Here is a 24,453-nt window from a genome sequence, read left to right as displayed (position 1 = left end):
ATGAGAACCATAACGAGCGATTATGCTTCGAGGATGTCCACCCTCTCGCCGCCGCCCTCGTCATCGGCCCTCGACGCCGGTTCCCTCCTCGTCGTCGGCGCCATCGCCTCGACCGGGTCGATCACGGCCGCCGCGCACGCGCTCGGCTCGAGTCAACCGGCGGTGAGCCAACATCTCCGCCGGCTCGAGCGTCGGCTCGGCATGCCGGTCGTCGAGCGCGTCGGTCGCGGCGTCCGCCTCACCGAGGCCGGTGCGATCCTCGCCGGACACGCGGTGGCGGTGGACCGAGCGGTGCGCGCGGCGTCCGAGGAGGTCGCGGCACTCGCGGGGTTGCGGAGTGGGCGGGTGCGCCTCGTCGCCTTCCCGTCGGCGTCGTCGATGCTCGTGCCGCAGCTCCTCGCTCGCCTGGCCGACGAGCATCCGGGGATTGGCGTCTCCTTCGTCGAGGCCGAACCGCCGGAGGCCGTCGCCGCGGTCCGTGCCGGTGAAGCCGACGTCGCGATCACCTTCAGCTACCCGGACGATCCGGACGACCCGCATCGGGAGAGCGCGGCCGGACTCCGCGTGCGCCGGTTCGGAACCGACCCGATGCGTCTCGTACTCCCGGTCGGCCACGCTCGAGCCGGTGACCGACAGGTCGACCTCGCGGCCCTCGCCGGTGAGCGTTGGATCGCGGGTTGTCCGCGTTGCCGAGGTCATCTCCTCGGTCTCTGCCGGTCGAGCGGCTTCGAGCCCGTCATCGCGCACGAGACCGACAACGCGATCGCGGTCACCGCCCTGGTGGCGGCCGGGCTCGGCGTCGCCCTGCTCCCAACCCTCGCGCTCGCGGCCGCACAGCTGCCGACCGAGGTGGTCGTGCTGCCGACGCGCAACGACGACGACCGGGCGCTCCACCTCGTCAGCGCCGAGCACGCGGACCGCATCCCCGCCGTCGCTGCACTCCTGCGGATCGCCGCGTCCCTGGGCGGCGCGACTAAGATGACAGGCGATGTCTGACACGATTACGCACCCCTTCTCCACGGCTTCCGGCACCGACGTCCGCGTCCGGTTCTGCCCGTCGCCGACCGGCACGCCGCACGTCGGTCTCGTCCGCACGGCGCTGTTCAACTGGGCGTACGCCCGGCATACGGGGGGCAAGCTCGTCTTCCGGATCGAGGACACCGATGCCGCTCGCGACAGCGAGGAGAGCTACGAGCAGCTCGTCGACGCGCTCACGTGGCTGCGGCTCGACTGGGACGAGGGCGTCGGCGTCGGCGGACCCCATGCGCCGTACCGGCAGTCCGAGCGGAGCGACATCTACGCCGACGTGATCGCGCGGCTGACGGCTGCCGGGCACCTCTACGAGAGCTTCTCGAATGCCGACGAGATCGACGCCCGCAACGAGGCGGCCGGCCGGCCGAAGCAGTTCGGGTACGACAACTTCGACCGCGACCTCACCGACGAGCAGCGCGCCGCATTCCGAGCCGAGGGCCGCGAGCCGGCGCTCCGTCTGCGGGTCCCGGACGACGACCTCAGCTTCGACGACCTCGTGCGCGGTGAGATCACCTTCCCGGCCGGGTCGTTCACGGACTTCGTCCTCGTGCGCCCGAACGGCAAGCCGCTCTACACGCTCGTGAACCCCGTCGACGACGCCATCATGCAGATCACCCACGTCCTCCGCGGCGAGGACCTCCTGCCGTCGACGCCGCGGCAGATCGCGCTGTACCACGCGCTCATCGACATCGGTCTCACGACCTTCGTCCCGCGGTTCGGTCACCTGCCGTACGTCATGGGCGAGGGCAACAAGAAGCTCTCGAAGCGGGACCCGGAGGCGAACCTCTTCCACCACCGCGACCGCGGCTTCGTGCCGGAGGGGCTCATCAACTACCTCGCGCTCCTCGGGTGGTCGCTGAGCGGCGACCGCGACGTCTTCTCGATCGACGAGATGATCGCCGCGTTCGACGTCGTCGACGTCAACCCGAACCCGGCGCGCTTCGACCTCAAGAAGGCGGAGTCGATCAACGGCGACCACATCCGACTGCTGGAGCCGGCCGACTTCCTTGGCCGCATCACGCCGTACCTCGTCGAGGCCGACGTGGTGGGCGAGCCCGTCACCGAGGCGCAGCAGGCCGTGCTCGAGCAGGCCGCCCCGCTCGTCCAGGAGCGCATCGCGCTGCTCGGCGAGGTCCCCGCGCTCCTCGGCTTCCTGTTCCGCGGTGCCGCGGAGCTCGAGTACCAGGAGGACGCGCTCAAGGGGCTTCCGGCGAACGCCGGTGAGGTGCTCGCCGCGTCCATCGGCGCACTTGAGCTCGTCCCCGAGTCGGAGTGGACGGCTGGTTCGATCCAGGACGCGCTCGCCGGCGCGCTCATCGAGGGCCTCGGACTGAAGCCCCGTATCGCCTACGGCCCGCTGCGCGTCGCCGCGTCCGGGCGTCGGATCTCCCCGCCGCTCTTCGAGTCGCTCGAGATCCTCGGGAAGACGGAATCGATCACGCGACTCGATCGGCTCTCCGTGCACCTCGCGTCATGAACGACTCGTACGACGTCGTCGTGGTCGGCGCGGGACCCGCGGGACTCTCGGCCGCGCTGAACCTGGCGCGCGCGCGTCGGCGCATCCTCGTGCTCGACGGCAATCGCCCACGGCACGCTGCGACGCTGCGCTCGCACGGTTTCCTCACCCGCGACGGCATCGCTCCGCTGGATCTCCGGCGAATGGGGCGCGAGGAGGTTGCCGCCTATGCGAACGCGGAGGTCCAGTTCGCGTCCGTGCAGTCGATCGAGGCGACCACCGACGGCTTCCACGTCGTCGCCCAGGGGGTCCGCGGCGAGCCGGATCGCGACGTCGTGACCCGGACGGTCGTCGTCGCGAGCGGTCTCACGGAGACGCTGCCGAAGGTCACGAACCTGCGGGCCTTCTACGGAACGGATCTGCACAGCTGCGTCGAGTGCGACGGGTACGAGAAGGCCGACGCGCCGCTCGCGCTCATCGGCGAGACGACGGACCTGGCGGAATGGGCGATCCTCATCGCACAGTGGTCGTCGGACCTCATCGTCTTCACGAACGGTACCGACACCGTCACCGGTCCCGAGGAGGCCGCGCTCGCCTCCGCGGGCATTCGGGTCGAGCGCGGAGCGATCGCGGAGCTCGACGGCGGTCGCGACGGCTTCACCGGTGTCCGCCTCGCCGACGGTGCGCTCATCCCGCGCTCCGGGGGCTTCGTGCGGCCGCAGTGGGCCGCGCCCCTCGGATATCTGGAACAGCTCTCACTCGATCGCGACACCGACGGGTACGTCGTGGTCGACGCCTGGGGTCGCACGTCCGTGCCGGGCGTGTACGCCGCCGGGGACATCACGCCTCCCGGCCCGCAGCAGCTCATCGTCGCGGCCGGGAACGGCGCTCGCGTGTCCAGGGCACTCAACCGGGACCTCGCGGGCATCCCTAGCTGAGTGACCCGCGACGCGCCCGGGACGCTTCGATTTGAGACGGCCGCCTCCGTAGGCTAGTGTTGTTCTTCGGTCGGGGCTTCGGTTCTGACAGTGGGGTATGGTGTAATTGGCAACACGACTGATTCTGGTTCAGTTGTTCTTGGTTCGAGTCCAGGTACCCCAGCCAGACGGCAACATCACGACGAAGGCCCGCGATTATCGCGGGCCTTCGTCGTTTCCGGCGTGCTGTGCAGCTCCGTGGGCTGGCGACGCCGCCGAACCACCGACGTCTCTCACCGCGGCTCCGAATCCTCCTCCACGGATGTGCGCTCGAATGCGATGATGCGCTCGACGGCCGGGATGATCTGCGAGGCCATCCGACGGAAGACCTCCGGGCCCTGACCGAACGGGTCGACGACGTCGTCCTGCGCCGGATCAGGGAGTCGCGCGCTCGTCCGGTTGGCCGCCAGTTCGGGGCCAAGATGCTTCCAGCGCCCTGCTCGAGGGCGGGGGAGTCGTCCCGAGTCGACGGTGTCGAGGAGCCGGGCGAACTCACGCAGGGAGAAGGTTCGACGCAGCGCCTCCGGGCATAACCTGAGGACGGCGCTGCGATGCTCCCGCGTCATGGTGAGGACGACGTCCTGTCGAGCCACGAGGTCGGCGGTGAGCTGCGTCGCGGTGAAGTCGGCGGCCGTCGCGGCGAGCGGACCGAGCAACGCCGCACTCGAGGCGTCGATCGGGTGTCCGCGCAGCGCCCCCGTCCCGGCGCTCCGCACCTCGAAGCCGCACGCGTCGACCTCCGCCAGCCCGCTCGTGAGGAGGAACTCGGCATACGGGGACCGACAGATGTTGCCGGTGCAGACGATCAGGATTCGGGTCGGAGGCGGATCGAGCGGGGTGTTCATGCTGTGGTCCGCCGCGGTCGACGCGTCGGGGCGGTCCGGTGGTAGTACGCGTAGGACGACGACTGCTCTCCTCGAGCCACCTCGACGCGGTTGAGGACGACCCCGAGGAGCTTCGCCTGGACGAAGCTGAGGTTCTCGAGGGACTGCCGGAGCTGATCGCGGTGCAATCGCCCGTCGGCCGACGCCACGAGCAGAACCCCGCTAGCGAGGGTCGACAGTGCTGTCGGGTCCGAGACGTTGATGAGCGGGGGTGTGTCGATGACCACCACGTCGTACGCGCGTTCCATCTCGGAGAGCGCGCGCTCCATCGCCGCCGATCCGAGGAGTTCACTCGGATTCGGCGGCAGCTCGCCGGAGGTGAGGACGGCGAGACGCCCCGCCCCGTCGACCGCTTGCGAGGCCTCGCCGAGGCTGATCCTGCCGGTGAGCACGGTCGTGAGCCCGACCGCATCCTCGAGTCCGAACATCTCGTGCTGGCGGGGTCGGCGCAGGTCCGCATCGACGAGGAGGACGGCGTTCCCCGCCTCTGCGAGGACGAGCGCGAGGTTCGCCGCGGTGGTGCTCTTCCCCTCGCCCGGGACCGAGGACGTGACCATCACGCTGCGGAGTCCGCCGTCGATGGAGGCGAACTGGAGGTGCGTCCGAAGTTGCCGGAAGCTCTCGGCGCGCCGGCTGTAGCTCTCCGTCGATCCGAGGATGAGTTGCGCCGCGTCGGTGGGCTCCGTGTGGAAGGCGCCGAGGATGCTCGTGTCCGTGAGCTTCTCGATCGCCGAACGACCACGGAGTCGGGTGTCGAGGACCTCGATGAGCAGTGTGATCCCGACGCCCAGGGCGAGGCCGGTGAGGACGCCCACCGCGAGGTTCTGCAGCACGTTCGGCGCAACGGGCGACCGGGGTGGAGACGCCGGTTCCACGATCGTCAGCCCGACCGGGGTCGGATCACCTGGTGCACCGGCGGAGCCCACCTCGTTGGCGCTCTCGACATCGTCGACCAGGTCGACGAGCACCTGGGCTGCGGTGTTCGCGATGCGGGCTGCTGCAACCGGATCGCTGTCGACGGCGGAGATGTTGATCAGGACCGACTGCGCGGGATTGGACGCTGAGATCGTCCCGATGAGCGACGCGGGGTCGAGGTCGAGGCGGTCAGCCACCGTGGACCGCACCGTCGAGCCGGTGGCGAGGATCACGTATGAGGCGACGCGGCTCTGGGCGAAGGTGTTGCCCTGATTGAGGTCGCCCACGGAGTCTCCACCGGTGACGGCCACGAACAGCTGGCCCGTCGATTGGTAGACGGGTTTGGTGATGAGCGTGTATCCGTGGGCGAGTGCGGTGGCCCCCAGCGTGATCGCGACGATGAGCAGCCAACGATGGCGGAGGATGCGCAGGTAGTCCTTCAGGTCCATCCTGATATGTTAGTCGTCTGGCATGTCCGCCGCGTCGGCGGACATGACGCAGGGCCTGGACTCACGAGTCCGGGCCCTGCATGACGGTGGTGGGGCGGTCTGCCGTTCAGGCGGCCTTGCCGAACCGGTCGGTGCCGTTCGCACGAGGTCGGCGCGGGGCGCGGTTCGTCTGACGGACCGTCGGTTCGGTCATGACGGGTCGTTCACTGCCGACCACGGTGCGGTCTGCGACCCTGGCATCCCGATCGACGCTCGCGCCGTGGGCGACCTGGACGTCGGCACCCAGACGGGCGTCGCTTCCGACCCGCGCTCCGCGTCCGATGACACAGCGCTCCCCGATGTGGACGTTCGCGCCGATGAAGGCGCCTTCCCCGATCACCGCGGACCGGTCGATCCAGGTTCCGGCACCGATCCAGGCGTTGGCACGGATGTCCGCGTCAGCCTCCACGAAGGTGGTGCGTTCGATGAACGCCGACGGATCGATCAGTGCACGAGCTGCGACCATGCCCTTGCCGTTCGGGTGGTGACGGTACCGTTCCACCTCGCCGGTCCGGCCTTCGATCTCTTCGTACACTCTCGCCATGGGTGACCCCCTTCTGGTCTACTCAACACTGGGGACAACGCCGGGTGGCTCCCGGTCATTCCTTCCCGGGGCCTGCCTGGGAATCCCATGAGTCTCGTGCTGTGCTGTAGAGGGTGTTCGGAGGAGGAGGCCGCCGCGGTTTGGTCGTGACCGGTCATTGGAAGTCGCGCGAACGGGTGTTCGCCCCGATCCGGAGCGCTTCCAACCGATCCGCCACCAGATTGACGATGCCTTCCGGTGATCGCTCCAGCATGCCGCGGACCACCATCGCCGGGGCTTCCCTGGCCACGCGGCGATACCGGTTCCAGACGCCGACACTGCAGATCACGTTGACGAGTCCCGCTTCGTCCTCGAGGTTCATGAAGGTGATGCCGCTCGCCGTCGCCGGCCGTTGCCGATGCGTCACGACACCCCCGACCTCCACGCGACGGTCCGTCTGCGCCGTCAGGAGTTCGTCGGACCGCAGCGCACCTCGTCGTGTGAGATCGGCACGGACGTGGCGGATGGGGTGGTCGTCGGTCGACATCCCGGTCGACCAGATGTCGGAGATGAGTTGTTCGGCGGCCGTCGGAACCGGGAGCAACGGCGGCTGCACGGTCGTGAACGTCCCCTCGAGCTGGTCGGGACGATGCCGACTGGCCTGCGCTGCGCCCCACATCGCCTCACGACGGGTGAGGCCGAATCCGTCGAAGGCGCCCGCCGCCGACAGCGACTCCAACTGCGAGGAGCTCAGGCCGATCCGCCTGGCCAGGTCGGCCTGGCTGGTGAACAGCCCTCCGGACTCCCGTTCGGCGACGATCCGCTTCGCGAGCTCCTCACCGATCCCCTGGACGGAGGAGAGACCCAGCCGGACGGCGAGTGCGCCGTCGCGCCGGTGTCCTGCCGAATCGTCGGGAAGGAGTGGATCGAAGAGCCCGGTCGGTCCCTGATCGTGTTCGAGGCAGCGCGTGCGTCCGCCGGGAGCGACCGGGGCACCGGGGGCGGCCTCCGGGTCGAGCGCTTCGAGGCCGGCCTGTGCGCCGGAGCGATGCAGATCGGGACGAAGGACGGAGACGCCGTGTCTGCGGGCGTCGGCGACGAGGGTCATCGGCGAGTAGAACCCCATGGGCTGTGCCCGGAGCAGGGCCGCGAGGAAGGCCCCCGGGTAGTGCAGGCGCAGCCAGGCGCTCACGTAGACGAGGAGGGCGAAGCTCAGGGAGTGGCTCTCGGCGAAACCGAAGTTGGCGAAGGCCTGGATCTTGGCGTACACGGCATCGGCATCCGCACCGACGATGCCGTTACCGGCCATGCCGAGGTACAGCGTGTCCTTGAGGCTCTCGATCTTCTCCTCGCCGCGCTTCGATCCCATCGCCCGGCGCAGGAGGTCAGCATCCTCGGCCGAGCACCCACCGACGGCCATCGCCATCTGCATGAGCTGCTCCTGGAACAACGGCACGCCGAGCGTGCGTTCGAGGACCGGTTCGAGACTCGGGTGGAGGTAGGTGATGGGCTCCTGGCCGGTCTTCCGGCGCAGGTAGGGGTGCACCGCGCCGCCCTGGATGGGCCCAGGGCGGATCATGGCGACCTCGATGACGAGATCGTAGAACCGGCGGGGGAGCAGACGCGGCAGCATGCCCATCTGCGCGCGACTCTCCACCTGGAAGACCCCGATGGTGTCGGCCCGGCAGAGCTGGTCGTAGACGCCTGCTTCGTCCTTCGGAATGGTCTCGAGGGTCCAGCGCTCTCCGGTGTGCTCGGCCACGAGGTCGAAGCAGTACTGGATGGCCGAGAGCATGCCGAGACCCAGGAGGTCGAACTTGACGAGACCCATCCAGGCGCAGTCGTCCTTGTCCCATTGGAGGACCGTGCGACCGTCCATGCGTCCGTGCTCGATCGGGCAGACCTCGCCGACCGGGCGATCGGTCAGCACCATGCCGCCCGAGTGGATGCCCAGATGCCGGGGCAGGGTGAGCATCTGCTGCGCGAGGCCGACGACGCGCTCGGGGATGTCGTGGTCGGTGCTCGACATGACCCCGCCCCAGCGCTCGACCTGTTTCGACCAGGCGTCCTGCTGACCGGGGCTGTATCCGAGCGCCTTGGCGGTGTCGCGGACGGCGAACTTCGGCCGATAGCTGATGATGTTCGCGACCTGAGCGGCGTTGCGGCGTCCGTAGGTCTCGTAGACGTACTGGATGGCCTCCTCGCGCCGGTCGGAGTCGAAGTCGACGTCGATGTCGGGCTCCTCCTCCCGCATGCTGGAGAGGAACCGTTCGAACGGCAGCTCGTAGAAGATCGAGTCGACGGCGGTGATCCCGAGCAGGTAGCAGACGGCCGAGTTCGCGGCGGAACCGCGTCCCTGGCAGAGGATGCCCCGGCCGCGGGCGAAGCTGACGATGTCGTGCACGATCAGGAAGTACCCGGGGAAGTCCTTCTGCTCGATGACCTCGAGCTCCCGTTCGATGCGTCGGAGGTGTTCGGGAGTGGCGTCGGGGTACTTGACGGGGACGGCTTCGAGCACGAGGTGCCGAAGCCAGCTCATGGGCGTATGGCCCTCCGGGACGCGCTGTCGCGGGAGCTTCGGGCGAACCGCCCGCAGGCTGAAGGCGAGTTCGTCGGCCAGCTCGACGCTGCGTGCCACCGCTCCCGGGTATCTGGCGAACCGGTCCGCCATCTCGGCTCCGCTCCGCAGGTGCGCGGTTCCCGCCGCGGGAAGCCATCCGTCGAGCTCGTCGAGGCTGCGTCGCGCTCGGACGGCCGCCAGCGCGGTCTGGAGTCGATGCTGCTCGGGCGTGGCGTAATGGACGTTGCCCGTGGCGACGACGGTGAGGTCGAGCAACGCCGCGATCTCGGCGAGTGCATCGTTCTCCGCCGAATCCTCCGGGTGGCCGTGGTCGCTCAACTCGACGACGACGTGCTCCGGACCGAACAGGGCGACGAGTCGGTCGACCGCGGCGGCGGCGGCCTCCAGACCGTGCTCACGGAGCGCGGTGCGGACGAACCCCTTGCGGCACCCGGTGAGCACGGTGACGTGGCCGGCGACGGAGGCGGCGAGCCGCTCGAGGTCGTAGATCGGGTGACCCTTCTCGGCTCCGTCGGCGAGTTGTGCGTCCGTGATCGCGCCGGCCAGGCGGTGATACCCCTCTGCTCGACGGGCGAGCAGGAGCAGATGATGTCCGACGGGGTCGGGGACGCCGTTCTGCGGCCGGTCCAAGCCGATGGACAGTTCGGCACCGTAGACCGTCCGGAGGTCGGGGAACCGTTCCGCCGCCTCGGCCATCCGGACGACACCGTAGAAACCGTCGTGGTCGGTGAGCGCGAGCGCGTGCAGGCCGAGTGCCGCAGCCTCTTCGACGAGCCGCTCCGGCGGGCTCGCGCCGTCGAGGAAGCTGAAGCTCGAGTGCGCGTGGAGTTCCGCATAGGGGACCCGCGTCGTCGGCGGGCGCTGCTCTGGTGGTTCGGGGACATACGGTTGACGCTTCCGCGACCAGGCCGGGCTGTCCCCGCCGTCGGCTCCCAGCGGCAGGGTGGCCGGACGGCTCGCGTCGGACAGACGGCGCTCGAACTCCGACCATGAGACCGGGGGGTTGTTCCATCCCATGCTGGGCTCCTTCGTCATGCGGTGTGGTGCGGACGTGATGCGGTTCAGTCGTAGCGGGCCTCGGCCCTCCAGTGCTGCTCCTCCAGCAGGAGCAGCCAGGCGTCACCCGAGTCGTCGAGGACCTGGAGACGGTGGACGCGATGGTGGCCGTCGTCGTCCCACCAGCGTTCGTCGATGCTCCAGGGGCCGGCCCAACCGTCGATGACGTGCCAGTCCGAGAAAGCGAAGAACCGTGCGGGTGCTGCACTCACGGTGCTGCGCTCGTCGACCGCCACAGCCTGGCCCGTCGCGTCGACGACCTCGACCGGCACGGCGGTGTCGAAGACGGTCGAGGGAGCCGCTCCCGGGATGGTCCCTGGCCACGGCCGGTTCCGACGTTCGGCCACGGCTGCCTCACCACCCGGCGGAACGCTGCCCCAGGGGACGAGGATGCGGCGGTCGAGGAGGAGGCGGCCGCCGGACGGCACCGCGGTCACGACGCCGTCGTGGCCGAGCATGCTCTGGACGCGGGCGAGTCCGCTGTGGATGCGTTCGTCCGGTCCGCTGCCCCAGAGTCCTTCCTCGTGTTCCGCAGCGTCGTCGAGGGTCTCCGGGACGACCTCGACGAGTTCGACGGGAGAGGCGAGTCCGTGATCGATGTTGGACGCGCCCTGCAACTGCCAGCGCACGCGATCGAGGACGTCGCCGGCGGTGAACCAGCGTGGGTGGAGCCAGGTGCGGGTGGAGCGCTCCCCGCGCTCGCTCCGCATGCTGATCGTGATCGCGGTGGTCACGAGGCCGGCCTCCGCCAGGCCGGTGATGAACCGTTCCGCGGACTGCCGGAACCCGAAGGTCAGCTGGTCGATGCGGTCGAGCGGGGGCTCGAAGGCGATCGACACGGCCAGCTCGGTCGGCGGCACGCGAGGGACGACGCTTCGGGCGTCCGCGCCGGCTGCGAGGCGGTGCGCTCGGGCGCCGTCGGGGCCGAAGCGGTCGCGGACCTCGGTCGCGGGCAGTGCGCCGAACGCCCCCAGGGTGCTGATCCCGAGCCGGTGCAGCAGTGAGCTGAGTTCGGGGCGCCCGAGGGTGGACAGGGGGAGCGGGGCCAGGAAGGCGGGAGAGGCTCCGGAGGGGATGACGATGATCCGGGAACCGTCCTGTTGGAACGCGGTGGACCTCGCGGCCTGCTCCGCGGCGAAGGGGCCGTCGGCGATGCCGATTCGTGCATCGGGGACACCGAGCTCGTCGAGGCGGGCCAGGAGGACCTCTGCCGCAGCCGACTCGCCGCCGTAGTATCTGCTCGGTCCTCGGGATCGGATGGCGCAGAGCCCGGCCCGGAAGGGCTGGACGCCCGGCATGAGCTCCTCGATGCCGAGGAGGATCGGCTCGAAGGCGCGGGTGTCGACGACCGGGTCGTAGTCGGCGGTCGCCAGTTCCGGACAGCGGGCCTCGGCCTCGCGGACACGGAGTCCACGCCGCACTCCTGCTCGACGTGCGCTGGCGTCGCAGGCCAGGACCTCACCATGCTCGACCAGGGCCAGCGGAGCGTCTGCCGTGTCCTCGGACAGCGTTCCAGAGAGTCGTGCCGCCACGACCGGCCAGTCGGGGCACCAGAGGACCATGGTGCGCTCGACCGGTCCCGCAGGCGGTTCGGTCGTCATCGGTTCACGACCATCGGGAGCCGGACGACGGTGTCGTCGTCGAGGAGACCGGAGCCGGCGAGCGGTGCGGTGCGACCCTCGGTCGATCCCAGGGGCAGCGTCAGGTGCGCGGTCCTGGGCCGGCCCGCAGCCCCCTGGCCGAGCATCGAGCTGACGGTGAGCCGCCGATGCCGGAGATGTCCGTGCCCCGCCCCGAGGCCGCTCCAGGAGCTCTCGGTCACGCGCAACGTCGCATCGCTCTGCGGCCAGGAACCGAGGACGATCAGTGCGGCCTCGCGCTGCCGGAGGCGAGCCGCGAGTCTGGCGGCGTCGCTCGGGGCGATCCGTCCGGGAGGCGCTGTGATGAGCACGCCGGCGACGTCGGCCATGGCCGCGGTGACCGTGAGCCAGTCCGGACCGGGCTGGGGGACGAGGACGAGTCGTTCGAGGTCGATGCCCATGGAGGCCGCCGCCTCCACGCCGAACGACGGGAGACCGATGACGGCGCACCAGGTCCCGGCTGCTGACGGCCCGGCCATGAGCGACATGGCGAGCGCCGTGGAGCCGAGCACGGAGTAGCTGCCTCCGGCCTGGAGGGCGCCACCGGGCAGGAGCCGGGAGAGCTCAGGAGCGGTCGGCAGGGATCGGGTGTCGAGGCGCGTCCCCTGCATCCGCTTGATGCGCCCCTGGAGTTCGTGCAGCTCGGTCGCGGTGTCCGCCCTGACGGGGGAGTCGACGAGTGCGCGGAGAGCCATGGCTCAATATTCGAACATATCTTCGAACAAGTCAACCGGCTCGATCCGGTCTCGACGGCGACTGACGGATGACTCGACCATGGTCCGGCATCCCACCGACACGCGGTCCGCGGTGTCAGCGGCGCCCGGTACGCTGGGCCCATGTGCGGACGTTTCGTCGTGACCGAATCCACCGAGGAACTCATCGAGCTCTTCGACATCGACCACGCGGCTGCCGAGCTGCCCGGGCCCTCGTACAACGTGCGCCCGACCGAGCAGATCCCGATCATCCTCGACTCGGTGAAGACGGGGCCGGTGGTCCGCCGGCTCGAATCGGCGCGGTGGTCACTCGTGCCGTCGTTCGCCGCCGAGCTGAAGAGTCAGTACCCGACCTTCAACGCTCGCGCGGAGGAGGTCACCACCAAGCCCACGTTCGCGCCATCGGTCAAACAGAAGCGCGCATTGGTCCCCGCCGCCGGGTACTACGAGTGGCACACCGAGGGCGCGACGAAGACCCCGTACTACGTGCAGACCGCTGGTGGTGAACCGATCGTCTTCGCGGCCCTCTACTCGTGGTGGCGCGACCGCTCGCTACCGGACGACGACCCGCGGCGTTGGGTGCTGAGCGCGACCATCCTCACGCGGCCGGCGGTCGGTCCCTTGCAGGAGCTGCACCCACGGACGCCCGTGACGCTGCCGCCGGAATGCTGGGACGCCTGGCTCGATCCGCACCACGAGGCCGACCAGGACGAGGTCGACGAGATGGTGTCCGCAGCGACCGACGTCGCGGAGCAGCTCGTCTTCCACCGGGTGGCGCCGTTGCAGGGCGATGGACCGGAGCTCATCCTCCCCGTCCAGGAATAGCCGCAGGAGAGTCGGCCGGAGGCGCGGAACGGAACCGCCCCGGAGACACGAAACCTACCCCGGACACACAGAACCGCCCCTGACGCGAACGTCAGGGGCGGTTCTCGGTGTCTCAGACGCGAGGGCTGGAATGACCGGCCGCTCGGATCGTCAGCTCCGACTGATCAGAGAATCAGAGGGGGCGGATGTTCTCGGCCTGCAGGCCCTTGGGGCCCTGGTTGGTCTCGAACTCGACCTTCTGGTTCTCCTCGAGCGAGCGGTAGCCGCTCGTCGCGATGGCGGAGAAGTGTGCGAAGACGTCGGCGCTGCCGTCGTCAGGAGTGATGAATCCGAAGCCCTTTTCGGCGTTGAACCACTTCACAGTTCCAGTTGACATGTATTTCCTCTTTCATGAGTGACCGTTCCCGACTTTCGGGCCCGTTCGTCGCGGTGTTCTTTGCTCGCTCCTCAGAAAAGCAGCGTATCCATCGGTGGAAACGCGGCTTGAAATACCTGCGCAACACAACAACTTCGATCCACGTTAGCCCATCTCGGCTCGAAACGGCAGCCGAACACGTAACGGATTGGCCAATTCTGCATCTTTTTCCGACATTCGACGTGATGCCTGGGTATCTCCAGCGGATCTCGCGGTCTGCGGTGATTCCCCAGCCGTCGACCGTAGGCTGAGGCCATCTGCAGAGCGCATGCTCGCCCGAGCGTCCGCTCACCACCCCGGCTGGGAAGTCGACACGATTCCTCCGGAGTGCCCATGTCAACTGAAGCCATCCTCGGCCCGGTTCGTGCCACGAGCCCCCGCAAGCCCGGCGCCACGAACGTCACCAGCTCCTACTCGTCGCTGTTGAAGACGGTTCGCGAGGCGGGACTCCTCCGCCGCCACCGCATGTTCTACATCCTGACGTTCTCGTTCCTCGTGATCGCGCTCCTCGGCTGCGTCACCGGGTTCGTCCTACTCCGCGAGTCCTGGTTCCAGTTGCTCATCGCCGGCGCGCTCGGCATCATCCTCACCCAGTTCGCCTTCCTCGCCCACGAGGCCTCGCACCGTCAGGTCTTCGAGTCGGGCCGCGCGAACGACCGCGCCGGACGCTTCCTCGCGGCGGGCATCGTCGGTATCAGCTACTCGTGGTGGATGACGAAGCACACGCGCCACCACGCGAACCCGAACCAGGTCACCAAGGACCCCGACATCGAGATCGACACGATCTCCTTCATCGAGGAGGACGCGGCGAAGGCCAAGGGCCTGCAGGCGCTGATCACCCGCAAGCAGGGCTACCTCTTCTTCCCCCTCCTCATGTTGGAGGGCATCAACCTCCACGCGCTGTCCTTCAAGACCCTCTTCGGTCCGGGCAAGGTGGACGGCCGCGCCGCCGAGATCAGCATGATCGTCGCCCGCGTCGGTCTGTACCTGGCAGCGATCTTCCTCTTCCTGCCCGTCGGCATGGCGTTCGCGTTCCTCGGCGTCCAACTCGCGGTCTTCGGCGTCTACATGGGTGCGTCCTTCGCGCCGAATCACAAGGGCATGCCGATCATCCCGGCCGACATGAAGCTCGACTTCCTCCGCAAGCAGGTGCTGACCTCGCGCAACGTCCGCGGCTTCGGCATGGCCACCTTCATGGGCGGCCTCAACTACCAGATCGAGCACCACCTGTTCCCGAGCATGCCTCGCCCGGCTCTGGCCCGTGCTCGCGTCATCGTGCGGGAGCACTGCGAGACCCAGCAGGTGCCGTACACGGAGACGACCCTGCTGCAGTCCTACGCCATCGTCATCGAGTACCTCAACCGGGTCGGCCTCTCAGCCCGCGACCCGTTCGACTGCCCGGCGGCGGCGAACTTCCGCCGCCGGTAGTCGACCGGTCTCAGACCTCGAGCGTGTCGAGCGGGGCGAGCGGGTAGTAGGTCCCGCCGCCCTGTTCGGTCGCCCACTGCAGGCGGTCGTGCGACATGCTCTGCCCCGGCCCGGAGAGCACCATCTCGTGCGTCCCGAACGCGCGCTTCGGTGCGACGGCGGTGACGAAGTCCATGCCCTCGGAGATCTTCATCCACGGTGCACCCGCCGGCGCGGCCAAGAGGTCGACGTCGACGCCGTCCGGGACGGTGAAGGAATCGCCGGGGTAGTACACGAGGTCGTTGATGAGGACGCCGACGTTGTCGATCACCGGGATCGACGAATGGATGACCGCGTGGGTCCCGCCGAAGAAGCGGAGCGTGAACGGCCCGGCTTCGACCACGTCTCCCGGGGCGACGACGGTGATGTCATAGCCGTCCGCGGCGGCGGCGACACCGGCCGGTCCGTAGAGGACGGCCTCCGGGCTCGCGGCGAGGATGCGGTCGAGGTGCTCCGCGGTCCAGTGGTCGGGGTGCAGGTGCGTGATCAGGACCGCCGCGGTGTGCTCCACATCGGAGATCGGGGACGTGAACGCACCCGGGTCGACGATCAGCTTGGCGCCGTCCGTCTCGAGGAGGAATGCTGCATGTTCGAACTTCGTGAGTCTCATAGGACGAGTGAATACCGTGGGAGCGCCGGGGGCAACCCGGTGGTCCGGGTGTCCACCCGCTGTAGGCCTGTCAGAATCGGCAGGTGACCACGCAGCCCCGACGCATCGGCGTCGCCATCAACCCGACCGCGTCGTTCGGATCGACCCGAGCCGTGGGCCCGATGGTGCTCGACGCCCTCGAGCAGGCCGGGCACCGCGCCGTCCGCCTGCAGGAGCAGACGGTCGGGCAGCTCCGGAGCGCGGTGCAGACTGCGATCGAGGCCGGCTTGGACGCGCTCGTCGTCGTCGGAGGCGACGGCATGGTGAGTCTGGCCGTCGAGGCGGTACGCGACTCGGGCCTGCCCTTCGGCGTGGTCCCGTCCGGTACGGGCAATGACATCGCCAGGGGACTCGGGATCCCGTTGGGTGATCCCGCGGCCGCGATCGCGTCCCTGCTCCGTGCGCTCGAGGGCGAGCCGCGCGTGATCGACGCCGGCACGGTGACGGACGGCGAGCGGACGACCTGGTTCGTCGGTGCGGTGTCCGCAGGCTTCGACGCCCTCGTGAACGAGCGGGCGAACCGCATGCGACGTCCGCGCGGGCGCAGCCGGTACACGATCGCGATCCTCCGGGAGCTCCTGGCCCTGAGGCCCCGCCGGTACGAGCTGACCGTGGACGGGGCGCCGGAGACGGTCGATGCCGTCCTCCTCGCCGTCGCGAACAACACCTCGATCGGTGGTGGCATGCTCATCGCGCCGCAGGCGGACCTCGCCGACGGCCGATTCGACCTGTTCATCGTCGCACCCGTGTCACGGTTCCGGTTCCTCCGGCTGTTCCCCAAGGTCTTCTCTGGTGCCCACACGGATCTCGACATCGTGCGACTGTCTCGGGTCCGTTCGGTCTCGATCGCCGCGGACGGTGTCACCGCCTATGCCGACGGGGAGCGGATCGGTCCGCCGCCGGTCACGATTGACGTGGTCCCGGGTGCCCTCCGCGTGCTCGCCTGAGCCGGTTCGCCCGACCGCGGCCACCGCGCGACACGCCCGTCGGATGCCGCTGGTGGCCTCGATTTGTACGGCTCGAAATCGTATGGCATACTCGTATCCGTTGCTTACGGCCCCATCGTTTAGCGGCCTAGGACACCGCCCTCTCACGGCGGCAGCACGGGTTCAAATCCCGTTGGGGTCACAACACCGAACGAAGCCTCGCTCTCCTGAGTCATCAGGGAGCGGGGCTTCGTTCATTTGGCGGCTCGAGCGTGCCCCGGGAGGTCCACGCAGGCTCTCCGGGATGCGCGGAAGGCAGGGCCCGCACCGATCTCGCCGAGTGCCGCTGCGTGCTAGCTTGGCCGGGTGACCGTGAAGCAGAAGCGCCGCGCTCCGGCGACAGCCGCAGTCCTGATCCTCGCCGCCCTGCTGACAGGGTGCTCCATCCCGGTGACGGGGGAGCCCGTAGCCGGCGGTGCCGGCCCCGTCGTCGACGTCGCCGGCGGCACCGACGACACCCTGCGCAAGGACTTCGACGCGAGTCCCCAGGAGGTCAACGACTACTGGACCGACGACAAGTTCGGGGGAGCGACCGCACCGGACCTGAAGCCGGGCGAGGACACGCTCACGGGCGACCAGGCCACCGGCGTGGTCGTGCACCCGAGTACCGGCGTCGGTCCCGACGTCGACGTCAAGGCCATCGCTCCGACAGCGGCGGGCGACCCGTACCCGGCGACCGGGCTGGCGGCGGCCACGCAGGGACGTCTGTACTTCTCCATCGGCGGCGCCACCTACGTCTGTTCCGCGAGCGTCGTCAATGCCCCGACCATGGACCTCGTCTTGACGGCAGGCCACTGCGTCTGGGACACGTACGGCAAACAGCTCGCAGAGAACATCATCTTCATCCCGGCCGACGCGGCCAACGGCCAGACCCAGCCCTACGGGCAGTGGGCCGGGGTCAGCACCTACGTCCCCGACGAGTTCACGAGTGAGGCGACCTCGGACGCCAGCGGTGCGACGAGCGGCAACGGTTGGGCCTACGACTTCGCCTTCATCCGCCTCGCCCCGAACGCTGCAGGCCAGAAGATCCAGGAGGTGACCGGCGGTCAGGGCATCTCCTTCGGTACCCCGCCTGAGGGCATCACCGTGATCGGCTACCCGTCCGCCGCCCCGTTCGACGGACAGTCGCAGCGCTACTGCGCGAGCCAGGCCGCCACGAAGGGATACGCCGGATACCGGGTCGACTGCCTCATGACCCCGGGTTGCTCGGGCGGGGGCTGGCTCACCCGCCTGGATCCCGCCACCGGCGCCGGGTACGTCACCTCGGTCACCTCGCGCGGCGACGGTTCCTGGCTCGAGGGCCCCGTCCTCGGACAGCGGGCGCTCACCCTGTACAACGACGCTCTGGCGGAGGGGTCATGACCGCCAGCGCGAGTATGACGCGACGCCGGCGGCGGATCGGCGTCCTGGCTCTGGCCGGGAGCGCCGCGCTCGCCTTGAGCGCGTGCACGACGCCCGGATCGGCGTTCCCCGACGCCGCCGCCCAGCAGAGCTACATGCAGGATCTCGCCGAGGCGAGGTTGGAGTTGCTGTCAGCCCAGATCGGCCAGGCGCCGGACGTGATCGGGTCGGCATACGTCCACGCCGTCTCGGGAGACCTCGAGTCGCACGAGAACGACTCGGTCGTGCTCTTCGGCGACCCGACCGCGTCGTTCAGCCAGGACAAGGGCTCGGCCGACGGGGACACCGTCGACATCTATCACCAGGCGGGAGTCGACTACGACCTCCTGCTGCTCGGCGGTGAACTCAAGGAGCTCGCGCCCACGGAGTGGGTGGCCGTCCAGACGCAGTACGTGGCTGACGAGGACGCCGAAGGTTCGCTCGGGCCGGCCTGCGTCTACCCCGGCATCTCCATCGCGTGCGACATCTACAGCGCGGTCGAAACCACTCGCAGCTCGGGGGACGGCGCGCTCAGCAGCGTCGTCGTCTCGATGCGCAACGACGGCTCCTCGCAGATCTCGACGAGCGCGAGCCTCGAGAGCGTGCTGGCCGTCGGGACGCTGTTCGACCTCCCGGACGACCTCGTCGCGTCGTTCAGCGAGGACGACCTCGCGACGCTCCTCCCGGTGACGATCTTCCAGAACGCCGAGGGCGGCCTCGTGAAAATGGAGTTGAGCGGGACGGTCGAGAGCAAGACGACGCTGCAGTTGCAGGCCGGCTTCGAGGTGTCGGGCACGTCGACGCTCGAGGACCTGCCGACCGCACCATCAGGATTCGACGTGACGGTGATCCCGGCGGCCGATCAGGCCGCGTTCTGGGATCGGATCGAGGAGTTGAGGAAATGACCGACGACCAGAAGCCCGAGGACCTCGGAAAGCCCCCGGTCGGCGGCCCCCTGCGCCCCGACCAGCAGCCGCCGGGATTCCCCGACCCGAACGCACCCCGCCTGGAGTTCGGACCGGGAAGCCCGCAGCGTCAGACGCCGCCGCAGAACGGTGCACCCCAGAACGGCGCGCCGCAGGGTCAGAACGGACCACCGCAGGGCGTCCCGTCGCAGAACGGCCCGTCTCAGCCGTCCGCGCCTGGTCAGGCCGGCGGAGGGCCCCGTCCGCAGGGAGACGCCCCAGGGCAGCAGTCCAACGGTCCAGCGCCGCAGCCGCCCACCCAGCCTGGAGCGCCGTTCGCCGGCGCGCCCGGTGGGCAGCCGTGGGTGCAGCAGCAGCGGCCCTCGAACGCAGGCCCGAACCAGCAGCCGCAGCAGCAGGGGCGGCCAGGCGGTCCGGACGGGTTCCGGCCCCCGACATCGACTGGTCAGCCCGGTCACGCGCCCGGGGGTCCTCAGCAGGGTCGGGCCCCCGGTCAGGCTCCACAGGGACGTCCATTCGGCGCGCCGCAGGGCCAGCCTCAGGGGCCGCAGGGTCAACCTCCTTACGGTCAGGCACGCCCGACCGGGCCACAGCCCTTCGGTCCGGGACAGGCGCAGCACCCGACCGGCCCGTTCCAGCCAGGTCCGCAACAGCAAGGATCGCAGTCCGGTCCACAGCAGACCGGTCCGTTCCGTCCCGGCCCCGAGTACGGCGTCGCGGGCCAGCAGCCTGCTCCGAGCCGGAAACCCGCGCGCAAGCCACTTGGGCGCAAACTCTGGACCGGCGTGCTCATCGGTGCGGTCGCCGCATCGCTCATCGCCGTCCCGCTTACCCTCCTCTCGGTCGGTCGCCTGTTCACGCCGATGCTCGACCGCGGCTCGGTGCAGACCGGTGTGGCCGAGGTGCTCAAGCAGGACTTCGGCCTCGCAGACGTCGAGAAGGTCGAGTGCCCGAGCGATCAGCCGGCCACGACCGGGACACAGTTCGAGTGCACGTTCTCGTACAACGCGAAGAGCTACCCGGTGGCCGTCGAGGTCATCAACGACCAGGGGCAGTACCGCGTCGGGATCGACGCGCCGAAGTAGCACGGTGTCGGCACCGGCGTCCCCTCGAGCGACGACGGTGCCGACGGCTTCGCCACGGACCGGGTGGTACGCTGGGCGAATGTTGTCCGGGCTGCTCCTCCTTCCCAGCCGCGACGAGGCCTAGATCCAGGCTCCCTCGTCGCGGAGGTCGCTGACGCCTGACCACTCATCGTTTGAAGGAATTCCACGACATGTCGCAGCTGAACGCCGATCCGTCCGTCCCGAGCATTCCCGAGCACCCGCGCACGCTCGCCGAGAAGGTCTGGGACGACCACCTCGTCGTCAAGGGTGAGGACGGCACGCCCGACCTCATCTACATCGACCTGCACCTCGTCCACGAGGTGACGAGCCCGCAGGCCTTCGACGGTCTCCGCCTGGCCGACCGGCCGCTGCGTCGCGTCGACCTCACGATCGCGACCGAGGACCACAACACCCCGACGCTCGCGATCGACAAGCCGATCGCCGACCTCACCAGCCGCACGCAGATCGAGACCCTCCGTCGCAACGCCGCGGAGTTCGGGGTGCGGATCCACTCCCTCGGCGACCTCGATCAGGGGATCGTGCACGTCGTCGGGCCGCAGCTCGGCCTCACGATGCCCGGGATCACGGTGGTCTGCGGCGACTCGCACACCTCGACCCACGGCGCCTTCGGGGCCATGGCCTTCGGCATCGGCACCAGCGAGGTCGAGCACGTCATGGCCACGCAGACGCTGCCGCTGAAGCCGTTCAAGACCATGGCGATCACCGTCGAAGGCACGTTGCGGCCGGGCGTGACCGCGAAGGACATCATCCTCGCCGTCATCGCGAAGATCGGCACCGGCGGCGGGCAGGGCTACGTCCTCGAATACCGCGGCTCGGCGATCCGTGCGCTCTCCATGGAGGGCCGCATGACGATCTGCAACATGTCGATCGAGGCCGGTGCCCGTGCCGGCATGGTCGCCCCGGACCAGATCACCTACGACTACCTGCAGGGCCGCCCGCACGCTCCGACCGGAGCCGACTGGGACCAAGCCGTCGCCTACTGGGACACCCTCGCGACCGATGAAGGCGCCGCCTTCGACGCCGAGGTCTTCCTCGACGCCGACGCGCTGGAACCCTTCGTCACCTGGGGCACCAACCCGGGCCAGGGCGTCTCGCTCAGCGAGAACGTTCCCGACCCCGCGGCCATCGCCGACCCGAACGAGCGCTCCGCCGCCGAGCGCGCGCTGGAGTACATGGCACTCGAAGCCGGTACCCCGATGAAGGAGATCCCGGTGGACGCGGTCTTCATGGGCTCCTGCACGAACAGCCGGATCGAAGACCTGCGGGCGTTCGCATCCGTCATCGAGGGCCGCACGAAGGCCGAGGGTGTGCGAGTGATGGTGGTCCCGGGTTCCGCCCGGGTTCGGATCGAGGCGGAGGCCGAGGGGCTCGACAAGATCATCACCGACTTCGGTGCGGAGTGGCGGTTCGCCGGATGCTCCATGTGCCTCGGGATGAACCCCGATCAGCTCGCTCCGGGGGAGCGCTGCGCCTCGACGTCGAACCGCAACTTCGAGGGTCGCCAGGGCAAGGGCGGCCGCACGCACCTCGTCTCACCGCTCGTCGCCGCGGCGACCGCCATCCGAGGCACGCTCTCCAGCCCGGCCGATCTCGAGGTCGAGCCCGGCAGACACGCGGCCACCGAGCAGGAAGGCGTGCACGCCTGATGGACAAGTTCACGACCGTCACCGGCGTCGCCGCTCCGATGCGGCGCTCCAACGTCGACACCGATCAGATCATCCCCGCCGTCTACCTGAAGCGCGTCACGAAGACGGGCTTCGAGGACGCACTCTTCGCCGGATGGCGCCAGGACCCCGACTTCATCCTGAACCAGCCGGCCTACCAGGGCGCGAGCATCCTCGTCGCCGGGCACGACTTCGGCACCGGCTCGTCGCGTGAGCACGCCGTGTGGGCCTTGCGCGACTTCGGGTTCAAGGTCGTCGTGTCGTCCCGCTTCGGCGACATCTTCCGCGGCAACTCCGGGAAGCAGGGCCTCCTGGCCGCCCAGGTCACGGAGGAAGAGCTCGAGCAGCTCTGGGCTGCGATCGAAGCCGCTCCCGGCTCCGATTCCGTCGTCGACCTCATCACCCGCACCATCACGGTCGGCGATCTCACGGTTTCGTTCCAGGTCGACGATTACACTCGGTGGCGGCTCATCGAAGGACTCGATGACATCGGGCTGACGCTCCGTAGCGAAGAGCAGATCACCGCGTTCGAGGCCCGGCGGCCGAACTGGCTGCCCCGCACCATTCCCGTCAAGTAGCAAGGCAGTAGGTACCGGTTTGAATTCACTCGTCCAGGCGTCACAGGCGGCAGGCTCGTCGGTCGGACTCGATGTCGACCGCATCACGATCAACGGCGGTATCCCGCTCAGAGGCCGGATCGAGGTCAAGGGTGCCAAGAACCTCGTGACCAAGGCGATGGTGGCCTCGCTGCTCGGCGAGAACGTCAGCGTCCTGCGCAACGTGCCGAACATCAGCGACGTCCGGGTGGTCCGCTCCCTGCTCGAGATCCACGGCGTGGACGTGACGGAGGGCGAGAACCCGAACGAGCTCCGCCTCGACCCGACCAACGTCGAGTCCGCGCACATGGAGGAGATCGACGCACACGCCGGCTTCTCCCGGATCCCGATCCTGTTCTGCGGGCCGCTGCTCCACCGCCTCGGGGCGGCGTTCATCCCCGACCTCGGAGGCTGCCGCATCGGCGACCGCCCCATCGACTTCCACCTCGACGCGCTCCGCAAGTTCGGCGCGGTCGTGGAGAAGCTCCCGCAGGGCATCCGTCTCTCGGCACCGAACGGTCTCCACGGGACGACGGTGCATCTGCCGTACCCGAGCGTCGGCGCCACGGAGCAGGTCCTGCTCACGGCGGTCCGTGCCAAGGGCACCACGGAGCTCAAGGGTGCGGCGATCGAGCCGGAGATCATGGATCTCATCGCCGTCCTCCAGAAGATGGGCGCGATCATCTCCTACGAGCCGAACCGCGTGATCCTCATCGAGGGCGTGGACAAGCTCGAGGGGTACGACCACACGGCCATCGGCGACCGCAACGAGGCAGCGAGCTGGGCGTCGGCCGCGCTCGCGACCGACGGCGACGTCTTCGTCGGCGGCGCGAAGCAGCAGGACATGATGACGTTCCTCAACATCTTCCGCAAGGCGGGCGGCGGGTTCGACATCACCGACGACGGCATCCGGTTCTACCGCAAGGAGGAGCTGAAGCCCGTGGTCATCGAGACCGACGTGCACCCCGGCTTCATGACGGACTGGCAGCAGCCCCTCATCGTCGCGCTGACGCAGGCGACGGGCGAGTCGATCGTCCACGAGACCGTCTACGAGAACCGGTTCGGATTCACGGACGCGCTCAACACCATGGGCGCGAACATCGTCGTGCACCCCAACGGGCTGTCGGGTACGCCTCGTCGGGTGCCGCGGCGCAACCTCGAGCAGGCCGCCGTGATCAACGGACCGACTCCGTTGCACGGTGCCGACATCGAGGTACCCGACCTCCGCGGTGGCTTCAGCCACCTCATCGCGGCGCTCACCGCCGAGGGCAAGTCGACGGTCAGCAACGTCGGCATCATCAGCCGTGGGTACGAGAACTTCATCGTGAAGCTCCAGCAGCTCGGTGCTGACTTCGTCCTCGAAACGAAGTAGTCCGCCGTGGGGGTGGAACGGTCGAGGCCGTCGATCTACTGGTTGCTGTCGTCGATCGCGATCCCGCCGTTCAGTGCTCTCGTCAAGCTCCGCGTCCGGCACGGCGAACGCCTGCCGCAGGAGGGGCCGTTCATCCTGTCGCCCAACCACGACAGCGAGTTCGACCCGCTGATCATGGGCGTGGCCGTCTGGCGGCTCGGGCGACAGCCCCGCTTCATGGCGAAGGGCAGTCTGTTCAAGGTCCCGGTGGTCGGGTGGTTGTTGCGGAAGTCCGGCCAGATCCCCGTCGAGCGCGAGGGTTCCGCCCGCGGGATGGACCCGGTCAGCGCTGCAGCACACCTGACCGAACGCGGTCAGGGCGTCGTCGTATACCCCGAGGGTTCGCTCACCCGTGATCCGGGCCTGTGGCCGATGCGCGGGCGCACCGGCGCGGTCCGGATCGCCCTCACGCACGGCCTGCCGATCATCCCCGCGGCGCACTGGGGCACGCAGGAGGTCATGCCCCGGTACGGCAAGCTGCGGGTGTTCCCCTTGCGGAAGCGCGTCGAGGTCGCCATCGGCGAGCCGGTGGACCTCTCGGCCTTCGCCGGGCGGCAGCTAGACTCGAAGACGCTGAACGAGGCGACCGAGGTCGTCATGCAGGCCATCACCGCCCTCTGCGAGGAACTGCGCGGTGCCCAAGCTCCCACGGAGCGTTGGGATCCCTCGAAACACCAGCAGAAGGAGACAGGCCGCTTTGAGTCCTAGGAACGTTCCGCAACCACCGGCCGCCACGAGGGTC

At 69.1% G+C, this 24,453-nt stretch carries 21 protein-coding genes and 2 tRNA genes; 15 read left to right on the top strand and 8 right to left on the bottom strand.

Annotated elements, in window-relative coordinates; all coding sequences use genetic code 11:
* Positions 1-33: 33 nt before the first annotated feature.
* The 4 genes from ACZZZB_RS02200 (at position 34) to ACZZZB_RS02185 (ending at position 3,592) form a co-directional block, all read left to right on the top strand.
* Complete coding sequence (locus tag ACZZZB_RS02200; protein ID WP_192018153.1) at positions 34-996, top strand: LysR family transcriptional regulator; 963 nt, start codon at positions 34-36, stop codon at positions 994-996.
* Positions 989-2,509 (top strand): glutamate--tRNA ligase, encoded by a 1,521-nt coding sequence (gene gltX / locus ACZZZB_RS02195; protein WP_202939078.1) that lies wholly within the window; start codon positions 989-991, stop codon positions 2,507-2,509. The genes ACZZZB_RS02200 and gltX overlap by 8 nt, the downstream gene beginning before the upstream one ends.
* On the top strand, positions 2,506-3,426 hold the full coding sequence (locus ACZZZB_RS02190; RefSeq protein WP_463528877.1) for an NAD(P)/FAD-dependent oxidoreductase: 921 nt from the start codon (positions 2,506-2,508) through the stop codon (positions 3,424-3,426). The genes gltX and ACZZZB_RS02190 overlap by 4 nt, the downstream gene beginning before the upstream one ends.
* Before the next feature lie 91 nt (positions 3,427-3,517).
* Positions 3,518-3,592: transfer RNA gene (locus tag ACZZZB_RS02185), tRNA-Gln, on the top strand.
* A 106-nt stretch (positions 3,593-3,698) separates the two neighbouring features.
* Here ACZZZB_RS02185 and ACZZZB_RS02180 read toward each other — a convergent pair.
* The 6 genes from ACZZZB_RS02180 to ACZZZB_RS02155 form a co-directional block, all read right to left on the bottom strand.
* A complete protein-coding gene (locus ACZZZB_RS02180; RefSeq protein WP_202939076.1) occupies positions 3,699-4,310 on the bottom strand; it encodes an arsenate reductase/protein-tyrosine-phosphatase family protein in 612 nt (203 codons plus the stop codon).
* Positions 4,307-5,713 carry a tyrosine-protein kinase domain-containing protein gene (locus ACZZZB_RS02175; RefSeq protein WP_191940852.1) on the bottom strand — a complete coding sequence of 469 codons (1,407 nt, stop codon included), beginning with the start codon at positions 5,711-5,713 and terminating at the stop codon, positions 4,307-4,309. Before ACZZZB_RS02175 ends, ACZZZB_RS02180 begins: the two co-directional genes overlap by 4 nt.
* A gap of 106 nt (positions 5,714-5,819) precedes the next feature.
* Positions 5,820-6,296: a DapH/DapD/GlmU-related protein gene (locus ACZZZB_RS02170; RefSeq protein WP_079002213.1), complete on the bottom strand. Its 477-nt coding sequence runs from the start codon at positions 6,294-6,296 to the stop codon at positions 5,820-5,822.
* A gap of 154 nt (positions 6,297-6,450) precedes the next feature.
* Entirely contained in the window at positions 6,451-9,873 is a 3,423-nt protein-coding gene (locus tag ACZZZB_RS02165; RefSeq protein ID WP_463528876.1) for an error-prone DNA polymerase, read from the bottom strand.
* Between the two features lie 44 nt (positions 9,874-9,917).
* The gene (locus ACZZZB_RS02160; RefSeq protein WP_463528875.1) at positions 9,918-11,513 is read right to left on the bottom strand and encodes a DNA polymerase Y family protein; all 1,596 of its coding nucleotides are present in this window, start codon (positions 11,511-11,513) and stop codon (positions 9,918-9,920) included.
* Positions 11,510-12,247 carry a hypothetical protein gene (locus ACZZZB_RS02155; protein ID WP_193555816.1) on the bottom strand — a complete coding sequence of 246 codons (738 nt, stop codon included), beginning with the start codon at positions 12,245-12,247 and terminating at the stop codon, positions 11,510-11,512. Before ACZZZB_RS02155 ends, ACZZZB_RS02160 begins: the two co-directional genes overlap by 4 nt.
* Before the next feature lie 141 nt (positions 12,248-12,388).
* Here ACZZZB_RS02155 and ACZZZB_RS02150 point away from each other — a divergent pair, with 141 nt between their 5' ends.
* Positions 12,389-13,090 carry an SOS response-associated peptidase gene (locus ACZZZB_RS02150; RefSeq protein WP_463528874.1) on the top strand — a complete coding sequence of 234 codons (702 nt, stop codon included), beginning with the start codon at positions 12,389-12,391 and terminating at the stop codon, positions 13,088-13,090.
* Positions 13,091-13,262: 172 nt separating this feature from the next.
* On the opposite strand, the gene ACZZZB_RS02145 is transcribed toward ACZZZB_RS02150, so the two are convergent.
* Positions 13,263-13,466 carry a cold-shock protein gene (locus tag ACZZZB_RS02145; protein WP_056006986.1) on the bottom strand — a complete coding sequence of 68 codons (204 nt, stop codon included), beginning with the start codon at positions 13,464-13,466 and terminating at the stop codon, positions 13,263-13,265.
* A gap of 372 nt (positions 13,467-13,838) precedes the next feature.
* Here ACZZZB_RS02145 and ACZZZB_RS02140 point away from each other — a divergent pair, with 372 nt between their 5' ends.
* On the top strand, positions 13,839-14,933 hold the full coding sequence (locus ACZZZB_RS02140; protein ID WP_191940856.1) for a fatty acid desaturase family protein: 1,095 nt from the start codon (positions 13,839-13,841) through the stop codon (positions 14,931-14,933).
* 10 nt (positions 14,934-14,943) lie between these two features.
* On the opposite strand, the gene ACZZZB_RS02135 is transcribed toward ACZZZB_RS02140, so the two are convergent.
* A complete protein-coding gene (locus tag ACZZZB_RS02135) occupies positions 14,944-15,582 on the bottom strand; it encodes an MBL fold metallo-hydrolase (protein WP_463528873.1) in 639 nt (212 codons plus the stop codon).
* An 83-nt stretch (positions 15,583-15,665) separates the two neighbouring features.
* Between ACZZZB_RS02135 and ACZZZB_RS02130 the strand changes: the two genes are divergently transcribed.
* From ACZZZB_RS02130 to ACZZZB_RS02090, 9 genes are all read left to right on the top strand, one after another.
* The gene (locus tag ACZZZB_RS02130) at positions 15,666-16,568 is read left to right on the top strand and encodes a diacylglycerol/lipid kinase family protein (RefSeq protein WP_463528872.1); all 903 of its coding nucleotides are present in this window, start codon (positions 15,666-15,668) and stop codon (positions 16,566-16,568) included.
* Positions 16,569-16,676: 108 nt separating this feature from the next.
* Positions 16,677-16,749 (top strand) — tRNA-Glu (locus ACZZZB_RS02125).
* Between the two features lie 164 nt (positions 16,750-16,913).
* Entirely contained in the window at positions 16,914-17,969 is a 1,056-nt protein-coding gene (locus ACZZZB_RS02120) for a trypsin-like serine peptidase (RefSeq protein ID WP_071260909.1), read from the top strand.
* Positions 17,966-18,892 (top strand): hypothetical protein, encoded by a 927-nt coding sequence (locus ACZZZB_RS02115; RefSeq protein ID WP_191940859.1) that lies wholly within the window; start codon positions 17,966-17,968, stop codon positions 18,890-18,892. Before ACZZZB_RS02120 ends, ACZZZB_RS02115 begins: the two co-directional genes overlap by 4 nt.
* 806 nt (positions 18,893-19,698) lie before the next feature.
* Entirely contained in the window at positions 19,699-19,998 is a 300-nt protein-coding gene (locus ACZZZB_RS02110) for a DUF4333 domain-containing protein (protein WP_079705634.1), read from the top strand.
* A gap of 191 nt (positions 19,999-20,189) precedes the next feature.
* Positions 20,190-21,686, top strand: coding sequence for a 3-isopropylmalate dehydratase large subunit (leuC, locus tag ACZZZB_RS02105; RefSeq protein ID WP_463528871.1), 1,497 nt, complete (start codon positions 20,190-20,192; stop codon positions 21,684-21,686).
* Positions 21,686-22,282: a 3-isopropylmalate dehydratase small subunit gene (leuD, locus tag ACZZZB_RS02100; RefSeq protein WP_191940860.1), complete on the top strand. Its 597-nt coding sequence runs from the start codon at positions 21,686-21,688 to the stop codon at positions 22,280-22,282. The genes leuC and leuD overlap by 1 nt, the downstream gene beginning before the upstream one ends.
* Before the next feature lie 19 nt (positions 22,283-22,301).
* Entirely contained in the window at positions 22,302-23,672 is a 1,371-nt protein-coding gene (gene murA / locus ACZZZB_RS02095) for a UDP-N-acetylglucosamine 1-carboxyvinyltransferase (protein WP_064296294.1), read from the top strand.
* A gap of 6 nt (positions 23,673-23,678) precedes the next feature.
* Positions 23,679-24,419, top strand: coding sequence for a lysophospholipid acyltransferase family protein (locus ACZZZB_RS02090; protein WP_191940861.1), 741 nt, complete (start codon positions 23,679-23,681; stop codon positions 24,417-24,419).
* The last annotated feature ends 34 nt before the right edge of the window (positions 24,420-24,453 follow it).

Source organism: Plantibacter sp. AC185, from assembly GCF_979258065.1.
This window is presented reverse-complemented; position numbering and strand designations above follow the sequence as displayed.

Excerpts from the sequence above, each read along its gene's own strand:
- ACZZZB_RS02200 (WP_192018153.1), top strand. The coding sequence starts at position 34 with ATGTCCACCCTCTCGCCGCCGCCCTCGTCATCGGCCCTCGACGCCGGT.
- gltX (WP_202939078.1), top strand. The coding sequence starts at position 989 with ATGTCTGACACGATTACGCACCCCTTCTCCACGGCTTCCGGCACCGAC.
- ACZZZB_RS02190 (WP_463528877.1), top strand. The coding sequence starts at position 2,506 with ATGAACGACTCGTACGACGTCGTCGTGGTCGGCGCGGGACCCGCGGGA.
- ACZZZB_RS02180 (WP_202939076.1), bottom strand. The coding sequence starts at position 4,310 with ATGAACACCCCGCTCGATCCGCCTCCGACCCGAATCCTGATCGTCTGC.
- ACZZZB_RS02175 (WP_191940852.1), bottom strand. The coding sequence starts at position 5,713 with ATGGACCTGAAGGACTACCTGCGCATCCTCCGCCATCGTTGGCTGCTC.
- ACZZZB_RS02170 (WP_079002213.1), bottom strand. The coding sequence starts at position 6,296 with ATGGCGAGAGTGTACGAAGAGATCGAAGGCCGGACCGGCGAGGTGGAA.
- ACZZZB_RS02165 (WP_463528876.1), bottom strand. The coding sequence starts at position 9,873 with ATGGGATGGAACAACCCCCCGGTCTCATGGTCGGAGTTCGAGCGCCGT.
- ACZZZB_RS02160 (WP_463528875.1), bottom strand. The coding sequence starts at position 11,513 with ATGACGACCGAACCGCCTGCGGGACCGGTCGAGCGCACCATGGTCCTC.
- ACZZZB_RS02155 (WP_193555816.1), bottom strand. The coding sequence starts at position 12,247 with ATGGCTCTCCGCGCACTCGTCGACTCCCCCGTCAGGGCGGACACCGCG.
- ACZZZB_RS02150 (WP_463528874.1), top strand. The coding sequence starts at position 12,389 with ATGTGCGGACGTTTCGTCGTGACCGAATCCACCGAGGAACTCATCGAG.
- ACZZZB_RS02145 (WP_056006986.1), bottom strand. The coding sequence starts at position 13,466 with ATGTCAACTGGAACTGTGAAGTGGTTCAACGCCGAAAAGGGCTTCGGA.
- ACZZZB_RS02140 (WP_191940856.1), top strand. The coding sequence starts at position 13,839 with ATGTCAACTGAAGCCATCCTCGGCCCGGTTCGTGCCACGAGCCCCCGC.
- ACZZZB_RS02135 (WP_463528873.1), bottom strand. The coding sequence starts at position 15,582 with ATGAGACTCACGAAGTTCGAACATGCAGCATTCCTCCTCGAGACGGAC.
- ACZZZB_RS02115 (WP_191940859.1), top strand. The coding sequence starts at position 17,966 with ATGACCGCCAGCGCGAGTATGACGCGACGCCGGCGGCGGATCGGCGTC.
- leuC (WP_463528871.1), top strand. The coding sequence starts at position 20,190 with ATGTCGCAGCTGAACGCCGATCCGTCCGTCCCGAGCATTCCCGAGCAC.
- leuD (WP_191940860.1), top strand. The coding sequence starts at position 21,686 with ATGGACAAGTTCACGACCGTCACCGGCGTCGCCGCTCCGATGCGGCGC.